General features: G+C 48.7%; 24 protein-coding genes. 2 read left to right on the top strand and 22 right to left on the bottom strand.

What is annotated here, in order from left to right:
- Nucleotides 1-4: 4 nt before the first annotated feature.
- Both K364_RS0103530 and K364_RS0103525 read left to right on the top strand, forming a co-directional pair.
- On the top strand, nucleotides 5-277 hold the full coding sequence (locus K364_RS0103530) for an AbrB/MazE/SpoVT family DNA-binding domain-containing protein (protein WP_004463997.1): 273 nt from the start codon (nucleotides 5-7) through the stop codon (nucleotides 275-277).
- Nucleotides 274-678, top strand: a complete 405-nt coding sequence (locus K364_RS0103525; RefSeq protein WP_004463999.1) for a putative toxin-antitoxin system toxin component, PIN family — start codon at nucleotides 274-276, stop codon at nucleotides 676-678. The genes K364_RS0103530 and K364_RS0103525 overlap by 4 nt, the downstream gene beginning before the upstream one ends.
- A 48-nt stretch (nucleotides 679-726) precedes the next feature.
- Here the strand turns inward: K364_RS0103525 and K364_RS0103520 are convergent, their stop codons facing one another.
- The 22 genes from K364_RS0103520 to K364_RS0103415 form a co-directional block, all read right to left on the bottom strand.
- Nucleotides 727-918: a hypothetical protein gene (locus K364_RS0103520; RefSeq protein WP_028306858.1), complete on the bottom strand. Its 192-nt coding sequence runs from the start codon at nucleotides 916-918 to the stop codon at nucleotides 727-729.
- Nucleotides 915-1,298 (bottom strand): hypothetical protein, encoded by a 384-nt coding sequence (locus K364_RS0103515; RefSeq protein WP_023062535.1) that lies wholly within the window; start codon nucleotides 1,296-1,298, stop codon nucleotides 915-917. Before K364_RS0103515 ends, K364_RS0103520 begins: the two co-directional genes overlap by 4 nt.
- Complete coding sequence (locus K364_RS0103510) at nucleotides 1,298-1,897, bottom strand: major tail protein (RefSeq protein ID WP_028306857.1); 600 nt, start codon at nucleotides 1,895-1,897, stop codon at nucleotides 1,298-1,300. The genes K364_RS0103515 and K364_RS0103510 overlap by 1 nt, the downstream gene beginning before the upstream one ends.
- Before the next feature lie 5 nt (nucleotides 1,898-1,902).
- Nucleotides 1,903-2,247 carry a hypothetical protein gene (locus tag K364_RS0103505; RefSeq protein ID WP_003516028.1) on the bottom strand — a complete coding sequence of 115 codons (345 nt, stop codon included), beginning with the start codon at nucleotides 2,245-2,247 and terminating at the stop codon, nucleotides 1,903-1,905.
- Nucleotides 2,244-2,675, bottom strand: coding sequence for an HK97 gp10 family phage protein (locus tag K364_RS0103500; protein WP_014256681.1), 432 nt, complete (start codon nucleotides 2,673-2,675; stop codon nucleotides 2,244-2,246). Before K364_RS0103500 ends, K364_RS0103505 begins: the two co-directional genes overlap by 4 nt.
- Nucleotides 2,676-2,692: 17 nt before the next feature.
- Nucleotides 2,693-3,028: a head-tail adaptor protein gene (locus tag K364_RS0103495; protein ID WP_028306856.1), complete on the bottom strand. Its 336-nt coding sequence runs from the start codon at nucleotides 3,026-3,028 to the stop codon at nucleotides 2,693-2,695.
- A gap of 2 nt (nucleotides 3,029-3,030) precedes the next feature.
- On the bottom strand, nucleotides 3,031-3,339 hold the full coding sequence (locus tag K364_RS0103490) for a head-tail connector protein (RefSeq protein WP_028306855.1): 309 nt from the start codon (nucleotides 3,337-3,339) through the stop codon (nucleotides 3,031-3,033).
- Nucleotides 3,340-3,360: 21 nt separating this feature from the next.
- Complete coding sequence (locus K364_RS0103485) at nucleotides 3,361-4,557, bottom strand: phage major capsid protein (RefSeq protein ID WP_028306854.1); 1,197 nt, start codon at nucleotides 4,555-4,557, stop codon at nucleotides 3,361-3,363.
- 14 nt (nucleotides 4,558-4,571) lie between these two features.
- On the bottom strand, nucleotides 4,572-5,324 hold the full coding sequence (locus K364_RS0103480) for a head maturation protease, ClpP-related (RefSeq protein WP_051533789.1): 753 nt from the start codon (nucleotides 5,322-5,324) through the stop codon (nucleotides 4,572-4,574).
- A complete protein-coding gene (locus tag K364_RS0103475) occupies nucleotides 5,311-6,582 on the bottom strand; it encodes a phage portal protein (RefSeq protein WP_028306852.1) in 1,272 nt (423 codons plus the stop codon). The genes K364_RS0103480 and K364_RS0103475 overlap by 14 nt, the downstream gene beginning before the upstream one ends.
- Nucleotides 6,579-8,183, bottom strand: coding sequence for a terminase TerL endonuclease subunit (locus K364_RS0103470; protein ID WP_028306851.1), 1,605 nt, complete (start codon nucleotides 8,181-8,183; stop codon nucleotides 6,579-6,581). The genes K364_RS0103475 and K364_RS0103470 overlap by 4 nt, the downstream gene beginning before the upstream one ends.
- A 76-nt stretch (nucleotides 8,184-8,259) precedes the next feature.
- Complete coding sequence (locus K364_RS0103465; RefSeq protein WP_028306850.1) at nucleotides 8,260-8,754, bottom strand: gamma-glutamylcyclotransferase family protein; 495 nt, start codon at nucleotides 8,752-8,754, stop codon at nucleotides 8,260-8,262.
- 61 nt (nucleotides 8,755-8,815) lie between these two features.
- A complete protein-coding gene (locus K364_RS26050; protein ID WP_084295471.1) occupies nucleotides 8,816-9,715 on the bottom strand; it encodes an amidoligase family protein in 900 nt (299 codons plus the stop codon).
- 142 nt (nucleotides 9,716-9,857) lie between these two features.
- Complete coding sequence (locus K364_RS0103455; RefSeq protein ID WP_013297311.1) at nucleotides 9,858-10,088, bottom strand: DUF4314 domain-containing protein; 231 nt, start codon at nucleotides 10,086-10,088, stop codon at nucleotides 9,858-9,860.
- Nucleotides 10,089-10,091: 3 nt separating this feature from the next.
- Entirely contained in the window at nucleotides 10,092-10,421 is a 330-nt protein-coding gene (locus tag K364_RS0103450) for a hypothetical protein (RefSeq protein WP_028306848.1), read from the bottom strand.
- Nucleotides 10,414-11,088 (bottom strand): virulence factor, encoded by a 675-nt coding sequence (locus K364_RS0103445; protein ID WP_028306847.1) that lies wholly within the window; start codon nucleotides 11,086-11,088, stop codon nucleotides 10,414-10,416. The genes K364_RS0103450 and K364_RS0103445 overlap by 8 nt, the downstream gene beginning before the upstream one ends.
- A gap of 116 nt (nucleotides 11,089-11,204) precedes the next feature.
- On the bottom strand, nucleotides 11,205-12,458 hold the full coding sequence (locus K364_RS0103440; protein WP_028306846.1) for a site-specific DNA-methyltransferase: 1,254 nt from the start codon (nucleotides 12,456-12,458) through the stop codon (nucleotides 11,205-11,207).
- A 5-nt stretch (nucleotides 12,459-12,463) separates the two neighbouring features.
- A complete protein-coding gene (locus K364_RS0103435; RefSeq protein WP_028306845.1) occupies nucleotides 12,464-13,762 on the bottom strand; it encodes a site-specific DNA-methyltransferase in 1,299 nt (432 codons plus the stop codon).
- Nucleotides 13,737-13,919 (bottom strand): hypothetical protein, encoded by a 183-nt coding sequence (locus K364_RS0103430; protein ID WP_004400063.1) that lies wholly within the window; start codon nucleotides 13,917-13,919, stop codon nucleotides 13,737-13,739. Before K364_RS0103430 ends, K364_RS0103435 begins: the two co-directional genes overlap by 26 nt.
- Nucleotides 13,919-14,470, bottom strand: a complete 552-nt coding sequence (locus K364_RS0103425; RefSeq protein ID WP_003515999.1) for a P27 family phage terminase small subunit — start codon at nucleotides 14,468-14,470, stop codon at nucleotides 13,919-13,921. The genes K364_RS0103430 and K364_RS0103425 overlap by 1 nt, the downstream gene beginning before the upstream one ends.
- A gap of 120 nt (nucleotides 14,471-14,590) precedes the next feature.
- Nucleotides 14,591-14,950, bottom strand: a complete 360-nt coding sequence (locus K364_RS0103420; protein WP_028306844.1) for an HNH endonuclease — start codon at nucleotides 14,948-14,950, stop codon at nucleotides 14,591-14,593.
- A gap of 133 nt (nucleotides 14,951-15,083) precedes the next feature.
- Nucleotides 15,084-15,314, bottom strand: a complete 231-nt coding sequence (locus K364_RS0103415; RefSeq protein WP_028306843.1) for a hypothetical protein — start codon at nucleotides 15,312-15,314, stop codon at nucleotides 15,084-15,086.
- Nucleotides 15,315-15,417 lie beyond the last annotated feature (103 nt).

Raw genomic sequence — 15,417 nt, 5'->3', positions numbered from 1 at the left:
TAGCATGAACGTTCCCATAGTTGATAATGCAAAGGTAATGGCAAAAGGCCAGATCACGCTGCCAAAAGATATCCGCTCCAAACTTCGCCTTTCCACCGGAGACCGCGTCACCCTCATTTGCGAGGAAGACCGGGTTATCCTTATGAACTCCGCTGTCTACGCCATGAAAATGCTACAGAAAGAAATGGAGGGCGAAGCGGAAAAAGCCGGGATCCGCAATGATGACGATGTTATGGATCTGGTGAAGGACGTCCGCGCGGAGATTGAAGGTCTATGAGAGTGTTAATTGACACCAACATCCTGATCTCCGCTTCCTTGAGCTGCGAAGGAACGCCTTATCAGGCGTACATTAAAGCTGTAACACACCCCAACCATGGTATGGTTTGCGATCAAAACATCGATGAGCTTCGCCGGGTATACAACCGGAAATTCCCCCATAAGATCCAGGCGCTTGAACGCTTTTTGGCGATTGCGCTTACTGTTCTTGAAGTTGTTCCAACTCCCGCAGTTGACGTGTCGGATGAGGCGCTTGTCCGGGACGCATCCGACAGGCCAATACTCAGGGCGGCCATTGCGGCAAAAGCTGACGTGCTTGTAACCGGAGACAGGGATTTCCTTGAATCCGGCATAACAAACCCAAAGATCGTAACAGCGGCAGAGTTTTTGCAAATGGAATAAAAGCAGCTTTTTAAAGCAGGGATTACAGCCACCCTGCTTTTTTGCTGCTTATATTCCATAAGGTATCACGTCATCAATGGTCAGCATACGCTTTGGTTTGGCCAGCCCTAAAAACTGCTTGTGGCACTCCCATAAATCAAGCAGGTATCCAACAGGCATGAGCCATACTTCTTCCTCTGAACGATTAAGCTGGACAGTGCCGTAATATAAAAGCCGAGTGAACAATTCCTCATCGCTCACTCGGCCGGTGTGTTTTTTAAATCATCCTCACTTTCAACATTTCTTTTGGTGCCTTTGAACATTGCTTCCATGATAGCGTCTTTATATGCTGCCAGTTCCAAGGGAGATGTGAGAAGTTCCACTGTCTCTTCAGTCAGGAGTTCACGTTTATCCTGATGTTTGAGATTGTGTATCAGAATGCTCTGGTTAGCCAGCAGTGTAATCAGCCATACCACTTCGTCAAGAGCCATTTCGAAGTTCTCGGTTTTCATCAGTTTTGTGCCGAGGTTTTCAAGACCGCCGTACCTTTTTGCAATCTCCTTTGTCGCTTTAGTGGTTAGTATAAGCTGATATTCTTCATCGCCGATTTTGATAATCGCGCTTCTGTCATTATCCTGCATTATTCGCTGCCTCCTCCCACAGCAAAGACCGGCTCATAAACTTCCGTATACCAATTATTAATGGTTTCAGGCAATACTCCGGGATCGTCTTCGCTGACCTCTGCCTTCCAAGGGTGCTTTCCCTGGCCATCTGGTTTGTTACGTCTCATGACTGTCCCTTCAATGGTGGGTGTCGAAAAGGTAATGCTGTCACCTTTCGTTTGCAGATTTGTCGCCGGGATGCCGAATTTCACCCTGTAAAGCCAAAAATACCTGTACTTGCCGTTAGCTTTCTTGGCTCTAAAGCCGATTGCCACAGGCGCACCTCCATCCTCGCTGGTGGAAATCAGCACCTTATTGTCATCAAGAGTGGCTCCCGTCAAAACCTCTGCAGCGGCAACTCCGATATCTGCAACACCAAGAGTCAGTGTGCCGCTTTGAAATTCCTTGACCACTTCTGCCGCCCCGTCATCGGCATAAAGTGTCGCCTCTGCCAGCTCCACAGAAAGTTCTGCCGTAATAGCCTTAGCCAGCGGAACAGGCGTGTCGTATGTCTCTTCTCCGTTTTCATTCTCAGTTATTTTGGCATAATATAACCTGTCCAGTCCGATTGTGGCCATGTTTTTCATTCCTCCTTTACTTCATACTCTTTTGCCACATCAATGGCATAGTGGTGATAGCCGGTATCGTCCTCATGGCCTATATACCGCCTGTCGGTAATGGTAAAGCCTGCTTGAAGCAATGTGTTCACTATTTCGTTTTTACGGGCAGTGTAGTTTCCCTTTATAAATAAAGACAACCTTACCTCCTGGGTTTCTACCTGAGGCCGGTTGTCTGCAAAAACTTCAAATGTATCTGTCATCGGAGTAATGACAAGGTACTCATCTGGCGGTACACCGCTAAATACCCCGGTTTCAATGGGGATACCCAAACCATCCAATAACGAGTTTAATTCTGACAATATGCTCATATACGACCCAGCTCCTGTTCCAGTCTTGACTTCATTGCTTCGATGCAGGACTTCCTTGTAGCTGATTTTGCCGGTTTCAAAAAGGGCCTTGGAGGCTGCCCGGACTTGCCATACTCAATAATATTAGCAATCTTCGCATTACTTTCCCCATCCTTCCTTGGTTCAGTAAAGCCGATTTTTATGTTGTGGTTTCCATCCCTGTCCTGTTTGGCAGGAGAGAGTCCCAAAGCATTTACCAATTCACCGGTTGCTCTGGACGGATATTTAGTGCCGCTCCCGATAACTGACTGAAGGTTGGACTTCACTTTTGAAAGTACCACTTCTCCGCCTGCTTCCAGCACCTTAGGTATGATTTCGTCTGTTCTTTCTCCAAGTCTGGATAACTTGAGCAAGAACTCTTCCGGCATTTTAACTTCCACCTTAGCCACGTTGCGGCCCCCTCCTCTTATGCTTTACTTGATTTCACCTTTTCCGCAAGCACCTCAATATACATTCCACGTCCTTTTACGTCCTCTACACTGATAATGTTGTACCTGCCATCGCTGCAAACGAGTACAAGATCTGTGGTAATTTCAAGGTTAGGGATCCTACGGAAGCGGAACAGGGCAGACGCCTGCGAAAACGCCGCCCTGTTTGCCCATTTTTCACTGCCATGCCTATCTTCCTTGTATGCCCTTACCGAAGCGAGAATGACATCACCTTTTTCAGTAAAACCCTCACTATCCTTAACCGGCTTGGTTGAAATAATATCCACAAAAGTTTTCATTTTCCCAAAGCCCATATTTACACCTTCCAATCCCGGTCAAGCCGCAGCAATAGATTAACTGTATTCCATACCTGCTGTCCTGCCTGCACACTATCCCCAAAAAAGCCAGCCGTCGAGCCATCCCTGCTTTCATAAAAATGGCTCGACAGCATAATGACAGCCTGCTCAGTAGTAGGCGGCATGGGGTTTTCGGCATAATATCCTTCCGGCTTTTTCTGGTAACTTTCCGCATAGGCCACTGCGGCTTTGATATACTCTTGTAAAAGTGCGTCATCTTCGTTGTGTTGCAATATGAGGTTTGCTTTAACCTTCTCCAAAAGTTCCATGCCGCAGCACCTCCGTTTTCATTAAGCTGATTTCTGCTGCAGTATCTTGACTGCTTCAGACAGTACCAGCTTTCCATCTACACGCTGGGTTGCCATGAATCCAACTTGTCCGGTCGCAGCATACAACTCATTAAGCCGCTTAAAAACCCTGCCTTGACGGTCTGCCACCCAGTAATAAGAAAAATCGCCGAATACAATCGTTTTTGCTCCGGCGGCAATGGCTGGCATAAATGCAGAAGTTTTAACTGGACGATTGAGGATAGTATCCGGTGTTCCAGCAGTTACAGAAGGCTGCCAGAGATACTGACCGTTATTGTCTTTAAGCTTCCTGATGGCCTTGACGGTTGAATCGTTCATTATAAACACCGCGTTTCTGCGGTAGGGAGACTTGAGGCTGTAGAACAAGTCCATGATCTCGTCAAGGGTAATGGCTGCCGCGCTTGCCGCGGTCACTCCCACCTCGCCGCCTCCGTTATTAGCCAAAATTCCGGTAGGTTTGCCGGAACCGTCCCCAATGAAGAAGGCTTCCTCCTCCTTTGCTCCGATGCGGCGGGCGAATTCCCTGGCGATATACTGCTCAAGATTGAACACGCTGTCGTTTAACAGTTCCTCGGACACCTTGATCATGGTCGCCAGCTTGTAAGCTCCGATGGAGACCTGCGCAAAGGAGTCGTCGCTTTCCGGGATCTGGCCTTCTTCGTCCACCCAGGACGCGGTGCCCTTGCTTGCCACCACCGGAATTTTTCTGTCGCCGCTGGACGTTGTAATGACATTGGCAATCTGGCGGAAGATATTCTCCTCTTCCAGCGCCTCCACAAGAGTACGCTCAAATTCGTCGGGCACAAGATACCCGCCTTCGCTTTCAGTTCCTACCTGCAAGGCGTTCTGTACGTCAAAACTGAGCTTGTTGCGCATGGCCTTCCAAAACGCGTTCCTATACTCGTCAGTTGCCCTGCCGGTTTTGGTTTCGCCTTGAGGAGCGGGTTTGTTGGTGATGGGATTGCTGACCGGCTTTGACAGTTCCAGGTCAATGGCGGCCTGGCGCTCCAGCCGTTCGATTTCCTTGCCCAGCGCAATAACGTCGGCTTCCATTCTCTCATAAGTTGCGGTGTCCTCAGGTGAAAGCAGCCCGTCGCTTCCGCGTTTGCCGTCGAGGAAAGTCTTGGCCGCTTCCCAGGCTTTCGCGCGTTTTTCGCGCAGTTCCAGTATTTTGCTCATGGTCGAATTCCTCCTTATGGTTTTAATAAATAAAGCCGCTTTTCAAGCGACTCAACCGGGGTTCCTTTTGGTTTTTCTTTATATGCAAGCTTTTGCAGGATGGAATTAGTAACAGCCTGCCGACTAAAGATCATCCCCTCAGATATTTCAAACTCGGAAGGGGACGATTCGTCCTCCATAAACAGGATGCCGTCGGCAAAGCCCAGTTCCACCGCTTTCCTTGCATTAAACCAGCTTTCGGCATCCATAAGGTGCGATATTTTCGCCCTGGATAGCCCGGTTTTCAGCTCATAGGCGTTGATGATGGATTCCTTGATCTCCTCCAGCATCGCGATGGCTTTCTCCATCTCCTCCGTATCGCCGATGGCTATGGTCATCGGGTTGTGGATCATCATCATGGATACCGGCGACATGAAGACGTCGCCTCCGGCCATGGCAATGACCGACGCGGCGCTGGCCGCAATACCGTCAATCTTTACGGTGACCTTGCCTTTGTAATCCATCAGCATGTTGTAAATCTGATTGGCCGCAAATACATCGCCGCCCGGGCTGTTGATCCAGATCGTTATGTCTCCCTCTCCGGACAACAGCTCCGATTTGAACTGCTTGGGAGTTACTTCGTCTCCAAGCCAGCTTTCCTCGGCTATGGGCCCGTCAAGGTACAGAGTCCGGCTGCCGTCATCGTTTTGCACCCAGTTCCACCAGCGTGACGCTGGACCCAATCCGCGCTCCGGGTTTTGCGGGTTTTGGGGCTTATCTGCCCGCATTTTTGCTTGCATTCTTATCTGCCTCCTTATCATAAAAATTGCCTGCTTGCGACAGCGGAAGCATATTGCCGTTGATGAGATACAGGTCGCCGCCCAGTTCCGCGGGAATGCGGTTCATGTTCTCAAGCTCACGGATATCGTTGGCCGACATCCAGCCGTTCTGGCGCGCCACGGCATAGCCGTTCATGCGGCTGGCATAATCCCCGCGCAGAAGGCCGTCCACGTTGAACTTGACAAAGTATGTCCGCTTCTCCGACGGCAAAAGCAGCGCCTTTTGGATGGCCTGCTCCCATCGCACCACCCATGGATCAAGTGTATATTTGACAAACTCCAGCGACTGCTGCTCGATGTTTGAAAAGCTCGACTTCTCAAGGTCTCCAACCATATGGGGAGGCACGCGGAATATCCGGGCAATTTCGTTTATCTGGAACTTTCTTGTCTCCAAAAACTGTGCCTGCTCCGGCGGGATGCCGATCTGCTGGAATTTCATGCCCTCTTCCAGAACGGCAATGCGGTGGGCGTTGGCACTGCCTTGATAAACAGCGTTCCAGCTTTCTCGCACCTTTGCCGGATCCTTTAATACGCCGGGATGTTCCAGAACGCCACCCGGATTTGCACCATTGGCAAAAAAGGATGCACCATACTCCTCACAGGCAATAGCCATGCCTATGGCGTTCTTGGCCATAGCAATAGGGGAGTATCCGATCAGTCCGTCAAAACCGAGTCCCGGGATGTGAAGAACCTCATCACTTCGTAGGTATATAAGGCCTGCTTTTGGATTAACCCTGCTCTCATCGCTGTCGCGCCGATAAGTGTAAAACAGTTCTCCGTTTGGAGCCCTGTCTACCGTCATTTTGTTTGGCAAAAGTGGATAAAGCGCCAGCACTCGTCCGGAACCGTCCCTAATAATTTGAGCGTAAGCATTTCCCCATAAAAGAAGATGACTCATCAGTGTTTCTCGGAACACGAATGAAGTCATCTCAGGGTTTGGTTCGTCATGGAGTAAATAATAGAGCGGGTGGGTCAGCGCTTTTTCTTTGCCACCGTCTTCTTTATAGCGGTACACATGAAGCGGAAGCCCGGCGATGGCTTCTGCAAGTATCCTTACACAGGCATACACTGCAGTTGTCTGCATAGCAGTCCGCTCATTGACAGCTTTTCCGCTGGATGTGCCGCCGAAGAAAAAGCTATATGCATTACCGAACAGGCTGTTTTTCGGCTTATCCCTTGCTTTGAACAAACGGGAAAATACACTCATATAATCAACAGCCCCCTTTCATCATAAATTGATCCGTTGCGTTCATCCCCGTCATGCCTTAACGCGCGGTCAAGCGCCATAATTAACGCTACCGCACCATCTATTCTCTCGGTGGATTTTTCTTTATCCGGCTTAATGTTTCCGGCGGGATCGGTTTTGACATAGATATTGTCCATCATCCACCGCAGTACTGGATTACCACCATGGGCGATGCGTTCTTCCAATGTCAGCTTCATCAACTCTTTTGTAGGCGGCGACATATCCTTGAAACCCTGACCGAATGGAACAACCGTAAACCCCAAAGCCTCGAGGTTTTGCGTCATCTGAATTGCGCCCCAGCGGTCAAAGGCTATTTCCTTAATGTTATATTTCATTCCGAGTTCCTCAATAAAGGTTTCGATAAAGCCATAATGCACGACGTTACCCTCAGTGGTATATAAAAAGCCTTGCCTCTCCCAGACATCATAAGGCACATGATCTCTCCGCACACGCTGATCAATATTCTCCTCCGGTATCCAGAAAAAAGGTAGAATCTGATATTTATCAGATTCATCAAGCGGTGGAAACACCAGCACAAAGGCGGTAATATCGGTAGTAGATGACAGGTCAAGTCCTCCGTAACAGGTTCTGCCGCGCAATTTTTCTGCATCAACAGGAAACGCACACTTATCCCATTTATCCATTGGCATCCAGCGCACCGATTGTTTCACCCACTGATTTAAGCGGAGCTGACGGAATAAATTTTCCTCTGCAGGATTTTGCTTGGCATTTTCACAAGCCACCCTCAATTTTTCGATGTCGACTGTAATGCCCAGTGACGGGTTAACCTTTCTCCATACCTTTTCACTTGTCCAGTCATCGGTATCGGCTGCGCTGTAGATAACAGGGTAGAAAGTCGGATCTATCTTACGCCCTTGAAGAATATCCTCAGCCTTTTGATGTACTTCCCAGCAGATGGAATTGCGGTCTGTGCCAGCAGTTGTAATCAGGAAAAACAGCGGCTGTTTTCTTGCATCGCCAGATCCGTGAAGCATTACATCATAAAGATCCCTGTTTGGCTGGGCATGAAGTTCGTCAAATACCACACCATGGACGTTTAGCCCATGTTTCGTATATGCCTCCGCTGAAAGCACCTGATAAAAACTGCCTAACGGTTTATATACCAGCCGCTTCTGCGACAGCATTGGTTTAATTCGAGACTTTAATGCCGGACACTGTTCCACCATATCTACTGCAACATCGAAAACAATGGATGCCTGCTGACGGTCAGATGCACATCCGTAAACCTCGCCGCCATGCTCGAAATCACCGCAGGTAAGGTATAAGGCGATGGCCGCCGCAAGCTCGCTCTTCCCCTGTTTTTTTGGGATTTCTATATAGGCAGTGTTGAACTGCCGGTATCCGTTCGGTTTCAAGACGCCGAATATATCCCGGACAATCTGCTCCTGCCAGTCAATAAGCTCAAAGGGCATCCCGTACCATTCGCCCTTGGTATGCTTCAGGCAGTTTATAAAGGCAACGGCGGCGTCCGCCGCTTCCTTGTCGTATCGGGAACCTTCCGCCATAAACTTGGTTGGCTTATATCGCTTTAACTTCCGCAGCTTTGCCGCCTCCCTTCCTGAAAGTGAACAAGAAAAAAGGAACCTCCTTACGAAGTTCCTCTCATCAAGTGGATTTCTATGAAATTTCTATGCCGGCGGCGTCTTTCCCTATATCTCCCGTCTCCTGCGCCGCCGAATCCCGCACCGCTTTATTGAGAACGGAAATATCAAAGCCCGCGTCCATATATCCCTGCCGGATTACCTCGTAATAGTAACGACCCGGTGCTCCCAAATGTCTACCTTCATCCATGATATACACCATTGCGGACAACCACTGTCCTTTGAAACGCACCTTAACCGTTTCTTTCCGGTATAGATGCGGATAGCCTTCATAGCGGTCCAGCGCTTCCTCGTCATAAGGCGTGATTCTCCAGAGCAGTACCGGCACGCTTCCGCCTTTTTGCCTTTCTATCGTCGCCACCGCGCCTCCATTGCCGCCCCGGAATAACAGCCGGTAGCCTGTGAGTTTTGCACTCCCCAGCACTTTTGCCGTCGGGCAGCGGTATGCCATCTGCCTTAAGTTCAGATTGCTTCCGTATGCTAAATATATGGTTCCTTTTTCTTTGCTCATCGTATCATCCTCCTTGTATTTACCAAGGCAGGGGCGGAGATCCGCCCCTGCGCTTGTCTATCTATGCCGCCCGAAACCGCCATGCCGCGTTGCCGCCCAAGTGTTTGCAAAGGTGCTCCCGACAATTTTTGAACTCATCACCAATAAGTCCTATGCGGTTGAGATATGTCCGCATGGCAAACTTCTCGTTCTCGACCTGCGGCTTTTTGCTGGAAGCGCATTTTTGCGTCAGCGCCTGATGGTTGAGCGCCAAGGCAAGGACGATGTAGCTCCTTATTATCCCGGCGTGGAGTTCGCTGTTGAAGCCGCGAAGCTCGATCGTACCGTTGCCGTTGAAAAAGCTGTGCAGATTGAGAAAATAGTACCGACTTCCATGATATCGCTGGCTGCGGCTTTCGCTGTAACCCTCATACCAGATGCTCTCAATGGCCGCCATGGTCTTCGGCTTGCGGCGGTTTATCTTCTCCACCAGCGCCGCGTCCATCTTCTTGCAAAAACGCATCCTTTCCGGCTCAATCTGCAGCGCCTTGTAGAGCAGGTCGTTCTTGCTGGCAATGATGTTGATGAAGTTGCGGATGCTTCTTGGCGTGTGGTTTGCGCTGTCAAGATGGACATGAATTCCTGCACTGCTGTTGCTGAAGCCGCCCGCCTTGCGGAACCTCCTGATCAGCTCCTGCAGGGTTTCAATGTCCTCCCGGTAGGTGAGTATGGGGCTTACCAGCTCCACGCTGTATTCCCAGCCCGCCTCCACAATCCGGCCGCGTTCCTTTTTCTGCGTCCGGATGCTCCCGTCGCTCATGAATTTCCAAACCCGTCCGTCCGGCGCGATAACTTTCTGCGTGTTGTAGTAGTCGCTGCCGCTTTCGACCCTCCCGCCCAAAAACTCCGCGGCGACCTTTGCCGCCTGCGCCCTTGTAATACCTGTAAATTCTACCTCGATCCCGAATCTCGTTTCAAGCATTGCGCCATTCTCCTCGCTTTCTCTGTGTTTTCTGCCCTTCGGCAGTGTACATTAGGCCATTGAAAACACAGGATAGCAAGGCAATTCTGCATGAGTTTCCGCAGGATTTTGAGCAATTTTTCGCGTCTTAATTTGTGTACATTTACAGCTTTCTGATCATGTCCGCGCCATAGGCCGCGCCGAGGGTTGAACCGCAGTCCCAATCCACAAAAATAGTCCCTATATCATCCACAAATGAAACAGTGCCTTGATCTCCCGGTTTCAGCGCGGCGTACGGATCATCCATGCGGATGAGCTCCACGCGCGTTCCGGGCGGATATTCCTCTCTCAGCCTTTGAACAGTTTCTTTTGAAGGAAAGCCTCCTGCGCTCATCTTTCAATCCTCTCCTCCCGGATAATATGCGGCGTATTTGGGATAATCCGTGTCGTCCGGCATCACCAGGACTCCGTCCGGCCGCCCGCGCCGCTGTACCAGCAGGCATTGCCATACCCCGTCTTCGTCAATGCGGCAGAGTTCCTTATTTTCCTCGATAAACCGGCGGCCGACGCACAGATCGGCAATAAAGTTCTCATAGTCAATCTTTGAAAGCCCGATAGTTTTCACAACCGCAAAAGGCTTTTCCTCCTTATGCGGATGCGGTTTTCTCAAATCCTCGATCGCAAACGGACGCCGCACAAAGAAGGCGGTGTTTTGAAAATCAGTCATCTCCATCCGCCGCCTTTGCTCTGCCTTTCCGGTACGCCCCGTTGCCGGACAGCCTTGAAAGCAGCACCTTGCGCTCAGTTCTGAATTCATCCCCGATAAACCCCAGCCTAAGCAGGAAGCAGCGGAAGGCATACTTTTCATTGTCCGCCGGTTTTTCGGCAGCCAGCACGCGCTTTTGTGTCCCGGCCTGTTCCGCCATCTGCCTTGCAAGCGTGATATATGTCTGCACCTCGTCGGCATTTAAAGTCGCATTCCAAAAAGGGAATGTGATTTCGCCGTTTTCAGCCGAAACTTCAATATTGCGCTTGACAGACAGCGCTTTCTTGAGCAGCGTTTCCTTGCTTGCCAGCAGGTTTTTAAGGTTTTCAAGGCTCGCCTCGCCAAAGCCGTGCAAAGCAAGCGCAATCGTCATGTTTTCCTCCGCTGACAGCCCGGCGATATTCATCGCGTCGATCACCGGCCTGACGCTTTTGATTTTGTCAAGGCCGATTTCCGGCGAATGCACCACGCTGTCCCTGTCAACCGTCCAGCCATCAGCTTCGTAGGTAAAGCCCGGCGCTCCGGCATAGCGCACCTGGCCTCCGAGGGCCTCGGCGATTATTGCGGCAATGACTTTCCTCTCCTGGCCGGCAACCTTCTGTGAAAAGCGGAAGCTGTTATTTCTCATTCCGTACACCTCCCTCCGGAAAAGCTGAAATTGCTCTGATGATCATAAAAAATCCCACCTTTCTTTATTGGCGGGGTACATTAACGCTCTGTTTTGAGGGGAAAGCAAGGACATTTTTAATCAATCTGTGTTTCCGCGTAAGGTATTTTTCTACTACCTGTTACCAAGAATACTGAATCTGCGCCAAATTGTGAAACATAGCGCTTTACAATCACATCGCAGTATTTCGAGTCAAGCTCCATCATAAAACAAACCCGCCCGGTCTGCTGCGCTGCAATCATTGTCGTACCAGAACCACCGAACAGGTCAAGAGTTAAATCTCCAATATGGGAACTATTGAGCATTGCCTTTGCTACAAGCGATACCGGCTTCATGGTAGGGTGCTCCTCCGATACTTTAGGACGGGGTATCTCCCAAACATCTGACTGTTTACGGTCTTTAAGCGGGCAAAGGCGTGTTCCTTCAAGCCAACCGTACCAGATCGGCTCGTACTGGGTATGATAGTCCTTTCTTGATAGTACCAAGCTGTCTTTTTTCCATATAATTGTGCTCGACCAGTGATACCCTGCCTCCCGCATGACGTTCATCAAACTGCCCCATTCCTGAGCACTCATTACCACATAGGTCATGCATCCGGCTTCAGAAACCTCTTTCATGCATTTAAAAGCGCGCAATAAAAAAGCGCCGAATTCTTCGGTGCTCATATTGTCATTTAGAATTTGTCTTGGCTTCCAGCTTGGATGCCTGGTATCTGAACCGTAATCAACATTCCAGGGTGGGTCAGTGAAAACAAATCTCGCCTTTTGTCCGTTCATCAGCTTTTGCACATCTGAAAGCATGGTGCTATCACCGCACATCAGACGGTGGCTGCCAAGTACCCATATGTCGCCTTTTTTGGTAACCGGAGTTTTAATCTCTGCAATTGCCTTTTCTGTATCGAAATTATCTTCTTTGACATTAGCGGTTGTTTTATCACGGAACAACTCATCAATTTCCGAAGCATCAAACCCGGTAAGAGAAACGTCAAAACCATCTTCATTTAAATCCATAAGCAGATCGGTCAAAAGCGGAATATCAAACTCGCCACTGATTTTATTCAGTGCAACATTGAGCGCCTTTTCCCGCTGTTCATCCAAATCAACTACAACACAGTCGATCTCCTTATACCCCAAAGCTGTAAGTACTTTATAACGCTGATGTCCGCCGACAATATTCCCGGTGCGTTTATTCCATATAACCGGCTCTACATATCCAAACTCTTCAATAGACCGACGTAATTTTTCATATTCAGGGTCACCAGGCTTTAAATCTTTCCGCGGATTATATTTAGATGGTTTTAGTTTTTCTGTTGGTATTTTCAGTATATCCATAAATCTTAACCCTCCAGTTTGATGGCTTTTTCACCGGTGAATTCCTCCCAGCGCTTAACAGCTAAATCACAGTAAACAGGGGATAACTCCATTGCGTAGCATTTACGCTCGGTCTGTTCAGCCGCAATTATAGTAGTTCCGCTACCAGAGAACGGCTCAAGCACAATACCGCCTTTGTCGCTGTGCATTTTGATGCACCGCCATGGAAGCTCCACAGGGAACATTGCAGGATGCTCCTTGTTTGCCCGTACAGTGGTCATCTCCCATATCCCAGCATAGCCCCATTTCTTGCGTTCTTCCTTTGTAAGCCGTTTCACAAATTTATAACTGTGTCCCGCAAAGGCTGAAAGCCATACATATTCCTGATCGTTATATTCCTCAGTCTCTCCTTTATTGCTGAAGGCTGAAATATACTCATATTGCTGAACCGGCTTGTTTGAAACAAGATGATAAGGTCCTACGCCGAAATTTTGCCCTTGTTTCTTCCAAATGCGGATCCAGATAGGGCGGTAACCATTGGCCAAAAACATATTCACACTGTAAACACTGGTGGGTTCAATAAACTGAGAGCCGGTGGCATAGAGATCACCTAAGTTCCAGCAGACAATATCTGCATACTTGCACAGGTTTCTAATCACTGGGCGTACTGTCTCGAACCATGGTTCAATCCCAGCCTTTTCATATTCTTTGCCTACCCCATATGGAGGGGAAGTCACTGCCATCTGTGCGTGACACCCTTCCATCAACTTCTCAAAATCCTCATCCTTAGTAGAGTCACCGCACATCAAGCGATGATTCCCGAGAAGCCAGATATCGCCCCGCTTCGTTACAGGCTCGCACTGCACAATTTCCTCATGCGCTTTATCTATGTCAAAGCTGTCCTGCACCGCTTCCTTGGCATACCATCGGTTGAGCAGTTCGTCTATTTCAGAAGCGTCAAATCCTGTGAGCGACACATCAAACGCGCCTGCGTCAAGCTCGGCCATCAGTTCAGCCAGTTTATTCTCGTCCCACTCTCCCTGAATCTTATTAAGAGCAAGATTAAGCGCTTTTTCTCTCTGCAGGTCAAGATCTACAACGACGCAATCTATCTCAGTCTGTCCCAAGTCCAGCAAAACCTTTAAGCGTTGATGCCCGCCTACCACATTACCTGTTTTTTGGTTCCAGATAACAGGCTCCACATAGCCAAATTCCTCTATTGACCGTTTTAGCTTTTCATATTCCTTATCGCCGGGTTTTAAATCCTTGCGCGGGTTGTATGCTGCTGGATTAAGTTTTTCAACAGATATTTTTTGTATGTTCATGCTGCATTCTCCTGTTCAATATTTTCTTAAGACCCTTTTTTGCGCCCTCACAATCTCCGTTTATTACTTGTCCCCGCAGAGTCTTAAACTGCTGCTTCGTTAAATGGTCTTTATATTTTCTTAGTTCCCTAAGAAAGATTGAATTTGTTTTATGCATCAGCCACCCCTCCTGGCTGTCAGGAGTTTTTCCATCACATCATCGTGGGGAGTGGCCCCCTTGTATTCGGTAGCACAGTTTTCCCGCACGACTTGATAAATTTGATACCACAGGTTATTGGCCTGTTTCATGAAGCTTTGACTCATAGCCACATAAGGTGACGGGATGGCATTGCCAGTCGTCGGATGCTTAGCAAGAAAGCCAAATTCAGTGATACATTCCTCGCACTGGATCCACCGCGCCACACTCTGGGCATATTGCTCTATAAGCTGCGCAGGGATAAGGTGAACACACCTGCGTTCCTTAAGCCACTGCCATGTTTTTTCGTATATTTCCACCGCCAGTGTTGTTTTTCCGTTCTTCTGCTTTGCAGCAAGATAATCCCTCGGTGGCGGCATGCTCTCTCCTTCCAGTTCCGCAGCATCCGTAAACTCCATTACCATGAGCTTTCGTCTGCCGGGATTTCCTTCCAAAATCTTATCCGCCAGAGGTTTTTTCTTCTGTCCTGCACCGATACGTGCCCCGCCGCGGTTGGTACCGTCCTTTGCCATACACATCACCTCGATTCATGTAAAAATAAACAGGGGATATACCCCGTTTGAAACTGCGATTTTTCGCGCGTGACCCCCCGCCCGTTGCACAAAACTGCTTCACCAGAGATTTTGACCCCCCTACCGTCTTGCCCATCGTTCTCCTTCGCGAGCAGTGATCGATGAGTGACATTGTTTGCACAGGCTCATAAGGTTATTGTCTGCATTGGTTCCGCCTTTGGATAAAGGGATAATATGATGTACCTCTTCGGCTGGTGTAAGCCTTCCGTACTTTTGGCACTCCTCGCAAAGCGGATGCTCTGAGATATATCTGTCCCTGATGCGTTTCCATCTCCGGCCATAGCATTTTCTTGTTTGGGGATCTCGTTCGTATTTGCTGTAATAAGCATCCATTTGCCTTTGATGCATGTCACAGTACCTTCCGTCCGTCAGTTCAGGACAGCCAGGAAAGGAGCAAGGCCTTTTTGGTTTTCTTGGCATCTGGCCACCTCCTTTACGCGTATAAAAAAGCCCTCACAGGTTCATCCCATGAAGGCTTATCCATAACTTTTCACAATACCATTATATTTGGTTTTTTACTGAATTTCATCTCATAAAAATCTCATCTGGAATACTAAACAGAACATTTACTTTTTGCCCATGGCATCCTGCCGTTATAATACTTATCTGAAATATATCTCTGCATATCGGGTGGTAAAGCTGCAAGCAAAAGATAAGCCTTTTTTCTATCTTCCTCTAACTCCTGGGTGCTTTTATAGAAGGAACATTTATCTTGCAAGCACTTGTGTACAGTCAGGATATTGCAGCCATTCCTTCCGTTACTGCCAAAACAATTATCGTACATCTTTCTTCACTCCCGTTTTATGTCATAAGAAAAAGCCCCGAAGGGCTTATGCGTTTTAATGTCATTTTTTCACGATATCATTATATATTGGATACCTGTGTTT

Source organism: Desulfitibacter alkalitolerans DSM 16504 (assembly GCF_000620305.1).
Lineage (GTDB): Bacteria > Bacillota > DSM-16504 > Desulfitibacterales > Desulfitibacteraceae > Desulfitibacter > Desulfitibacter alkalitolerans.
Note: the sequence above shows the minus strand (reverse complement) of the source record. Positions and strands in the feature narration are given on the sequence as shown.

Excerpts from the sequence above, each read along its gene's own strand:
- K364_RS0103485 (WP_028306854.1), bottom strand. The coding sequence starts at position 4,557 with ATGAGCAAAATACTGGAACTGCGCGAAAAACGCGCGAAAGCCTGGGAA.
- K364_RS0103465 (WP_028306850.1), bottom strand. The coding sequence starts at position 8,754 with ATGAGCAAAGAAAAAGGAACCATATATTTAGCATACGGAAGCAATCTG.
- K364_RS0103440 (WP_028306846.1), bottom strand. The coding sequence starts at position 12,458 with ATGGATATACTGAAAATACCAACAGAAAAACTAAAACCATCTAAATAT.
- K364_RS0103445 (WP_028306847.1), bottom strand. The coding sequence starts at position 11,088 with ATGAGAAATAACAGCTTCCGCTTTTCACAGAAGGTTGCCGGCCAGGAG.
- K364_RS0103480 (WP_051533789.1), bottom strand. The coding sequence starts at position 5,324 with ATGCGGGCAGATAAGCCCCAAAACCCGCAAAACCCGGAGCGCGGATTG.
- K364_RS0103510 (WP_028306857.1), bottom strand. The coding sequence starts at position 1,897 with ATGGCCACAATCGGACTGGACAGGTTATATTATGCCAAAATAACTGAG.
- K364_RS0103435 (WP_028306845.1), bottom strand. The coding sequence starts at position 13,762 with ATGAACATACAAAAAATATCTGTTGAAAAACTTAATCCAGCAGCATAC.
- K364_RS0103450 (WP_028306848.1), bottom strand. The coding sequence starts at position 10,421 with ATGACTGATTTTCAAAACACCGCCTTCTTTGTGCGGCGTCCGTTTGCG.
- K364_RS0103430 (WP_004400063.1), bottom strand. The coding sequence starts at position 13,919 with ATGCATAAAACAAATTCAATCTTTCTTAGGGAACTAAGAAAATATAAA.
- K364_RS0103415 (WP_028306843.1), bottom strand. The coding sequence starts at position 15,314 with ATGTACGATAATTGTTTTGGCAGTAACGGAAGGAATGGCTGCAATATC.
- K364_RS0103515 (WP_023062535.1), bottom strand. The coding sequence starts at position 1,298 with ATGCAGGATAATGACAGAAGCGCGATTATCAAAATCGGCGATGAAGAA.
- K364_RS0103495 (WP_028306856.1), bottom strand. The coding sequence starts at position 3,028 with ATGGGCTTTGGGAAAATGAAAACTTTTGTGGATATTATTTCAACCAAG.
- K364_RS0103475 (WP_028306852.1), bottom strand. The coding sequence starts at position 6,582 with ATGAGTGTATTTTCCCGTTTGTTCAAAGCAAGGGATAAGCCGAAAAAC.
- K364_RS26050 (WP_084295471.1), bottom strand. The coding sequence starts at position 9,715 with ATGCTTGAAACGAGATTCGGGATCGAGGTAGAATTTACAGGTATTACA.
- K364_RS0103455 (WP_013297311.1), bottom strand. The coding sequence starts at position 10,088 with ATGAGCGCAGGAGGCTTTCCTTCAAAAGAAACTGTTCAAAGGCTGAGA.
- K364_RS0103530 (WP_004463997.1), top strand. The coding sequence starts at position 5 with ATGAACGTTCCCATAGTTGATAATGCAAAGGTAATGGCAAAAGGCCAG.
- K364_RS0103505 (WP_003516028.1), bottom strand. The coding sequence starts at position 2,247 with ATGAGCATATTGTCAGAATTAAACTCGTTATTGGATGGTTTGGGTATC.
- K364_RS0103425 (WP_003515999.1), bottom strand. The coding sequence starts at position 14,470 with ATGGCAAAGGACGGTACCAACCGCGGCGGGGCACGTATCGGTGCAGGA.
- K364_RS0103525 (WP_004463999.1), top strand. The coding sequence starts at position 274 with ATGAGAGTGTTAATTGACACCAACATCCTGATCTCCGCTTCCTTGAGC.
- K364_RS0103420 (WP_028306844.1), bottom strand. The coding sequence starts at position 14,950 with ATGCCAAGAAAACCAAAAAGGCCTTGCTCCTTTCCTGGCTGTCCTGAA.
- K364_RS0103490 (WP_028306855.1), bottom strand. The coding sequence starts at position 3,339 with ATGGAACTTTTGGAGAAGGTTAAAGCAAACCTCATATTGCAACACAAC.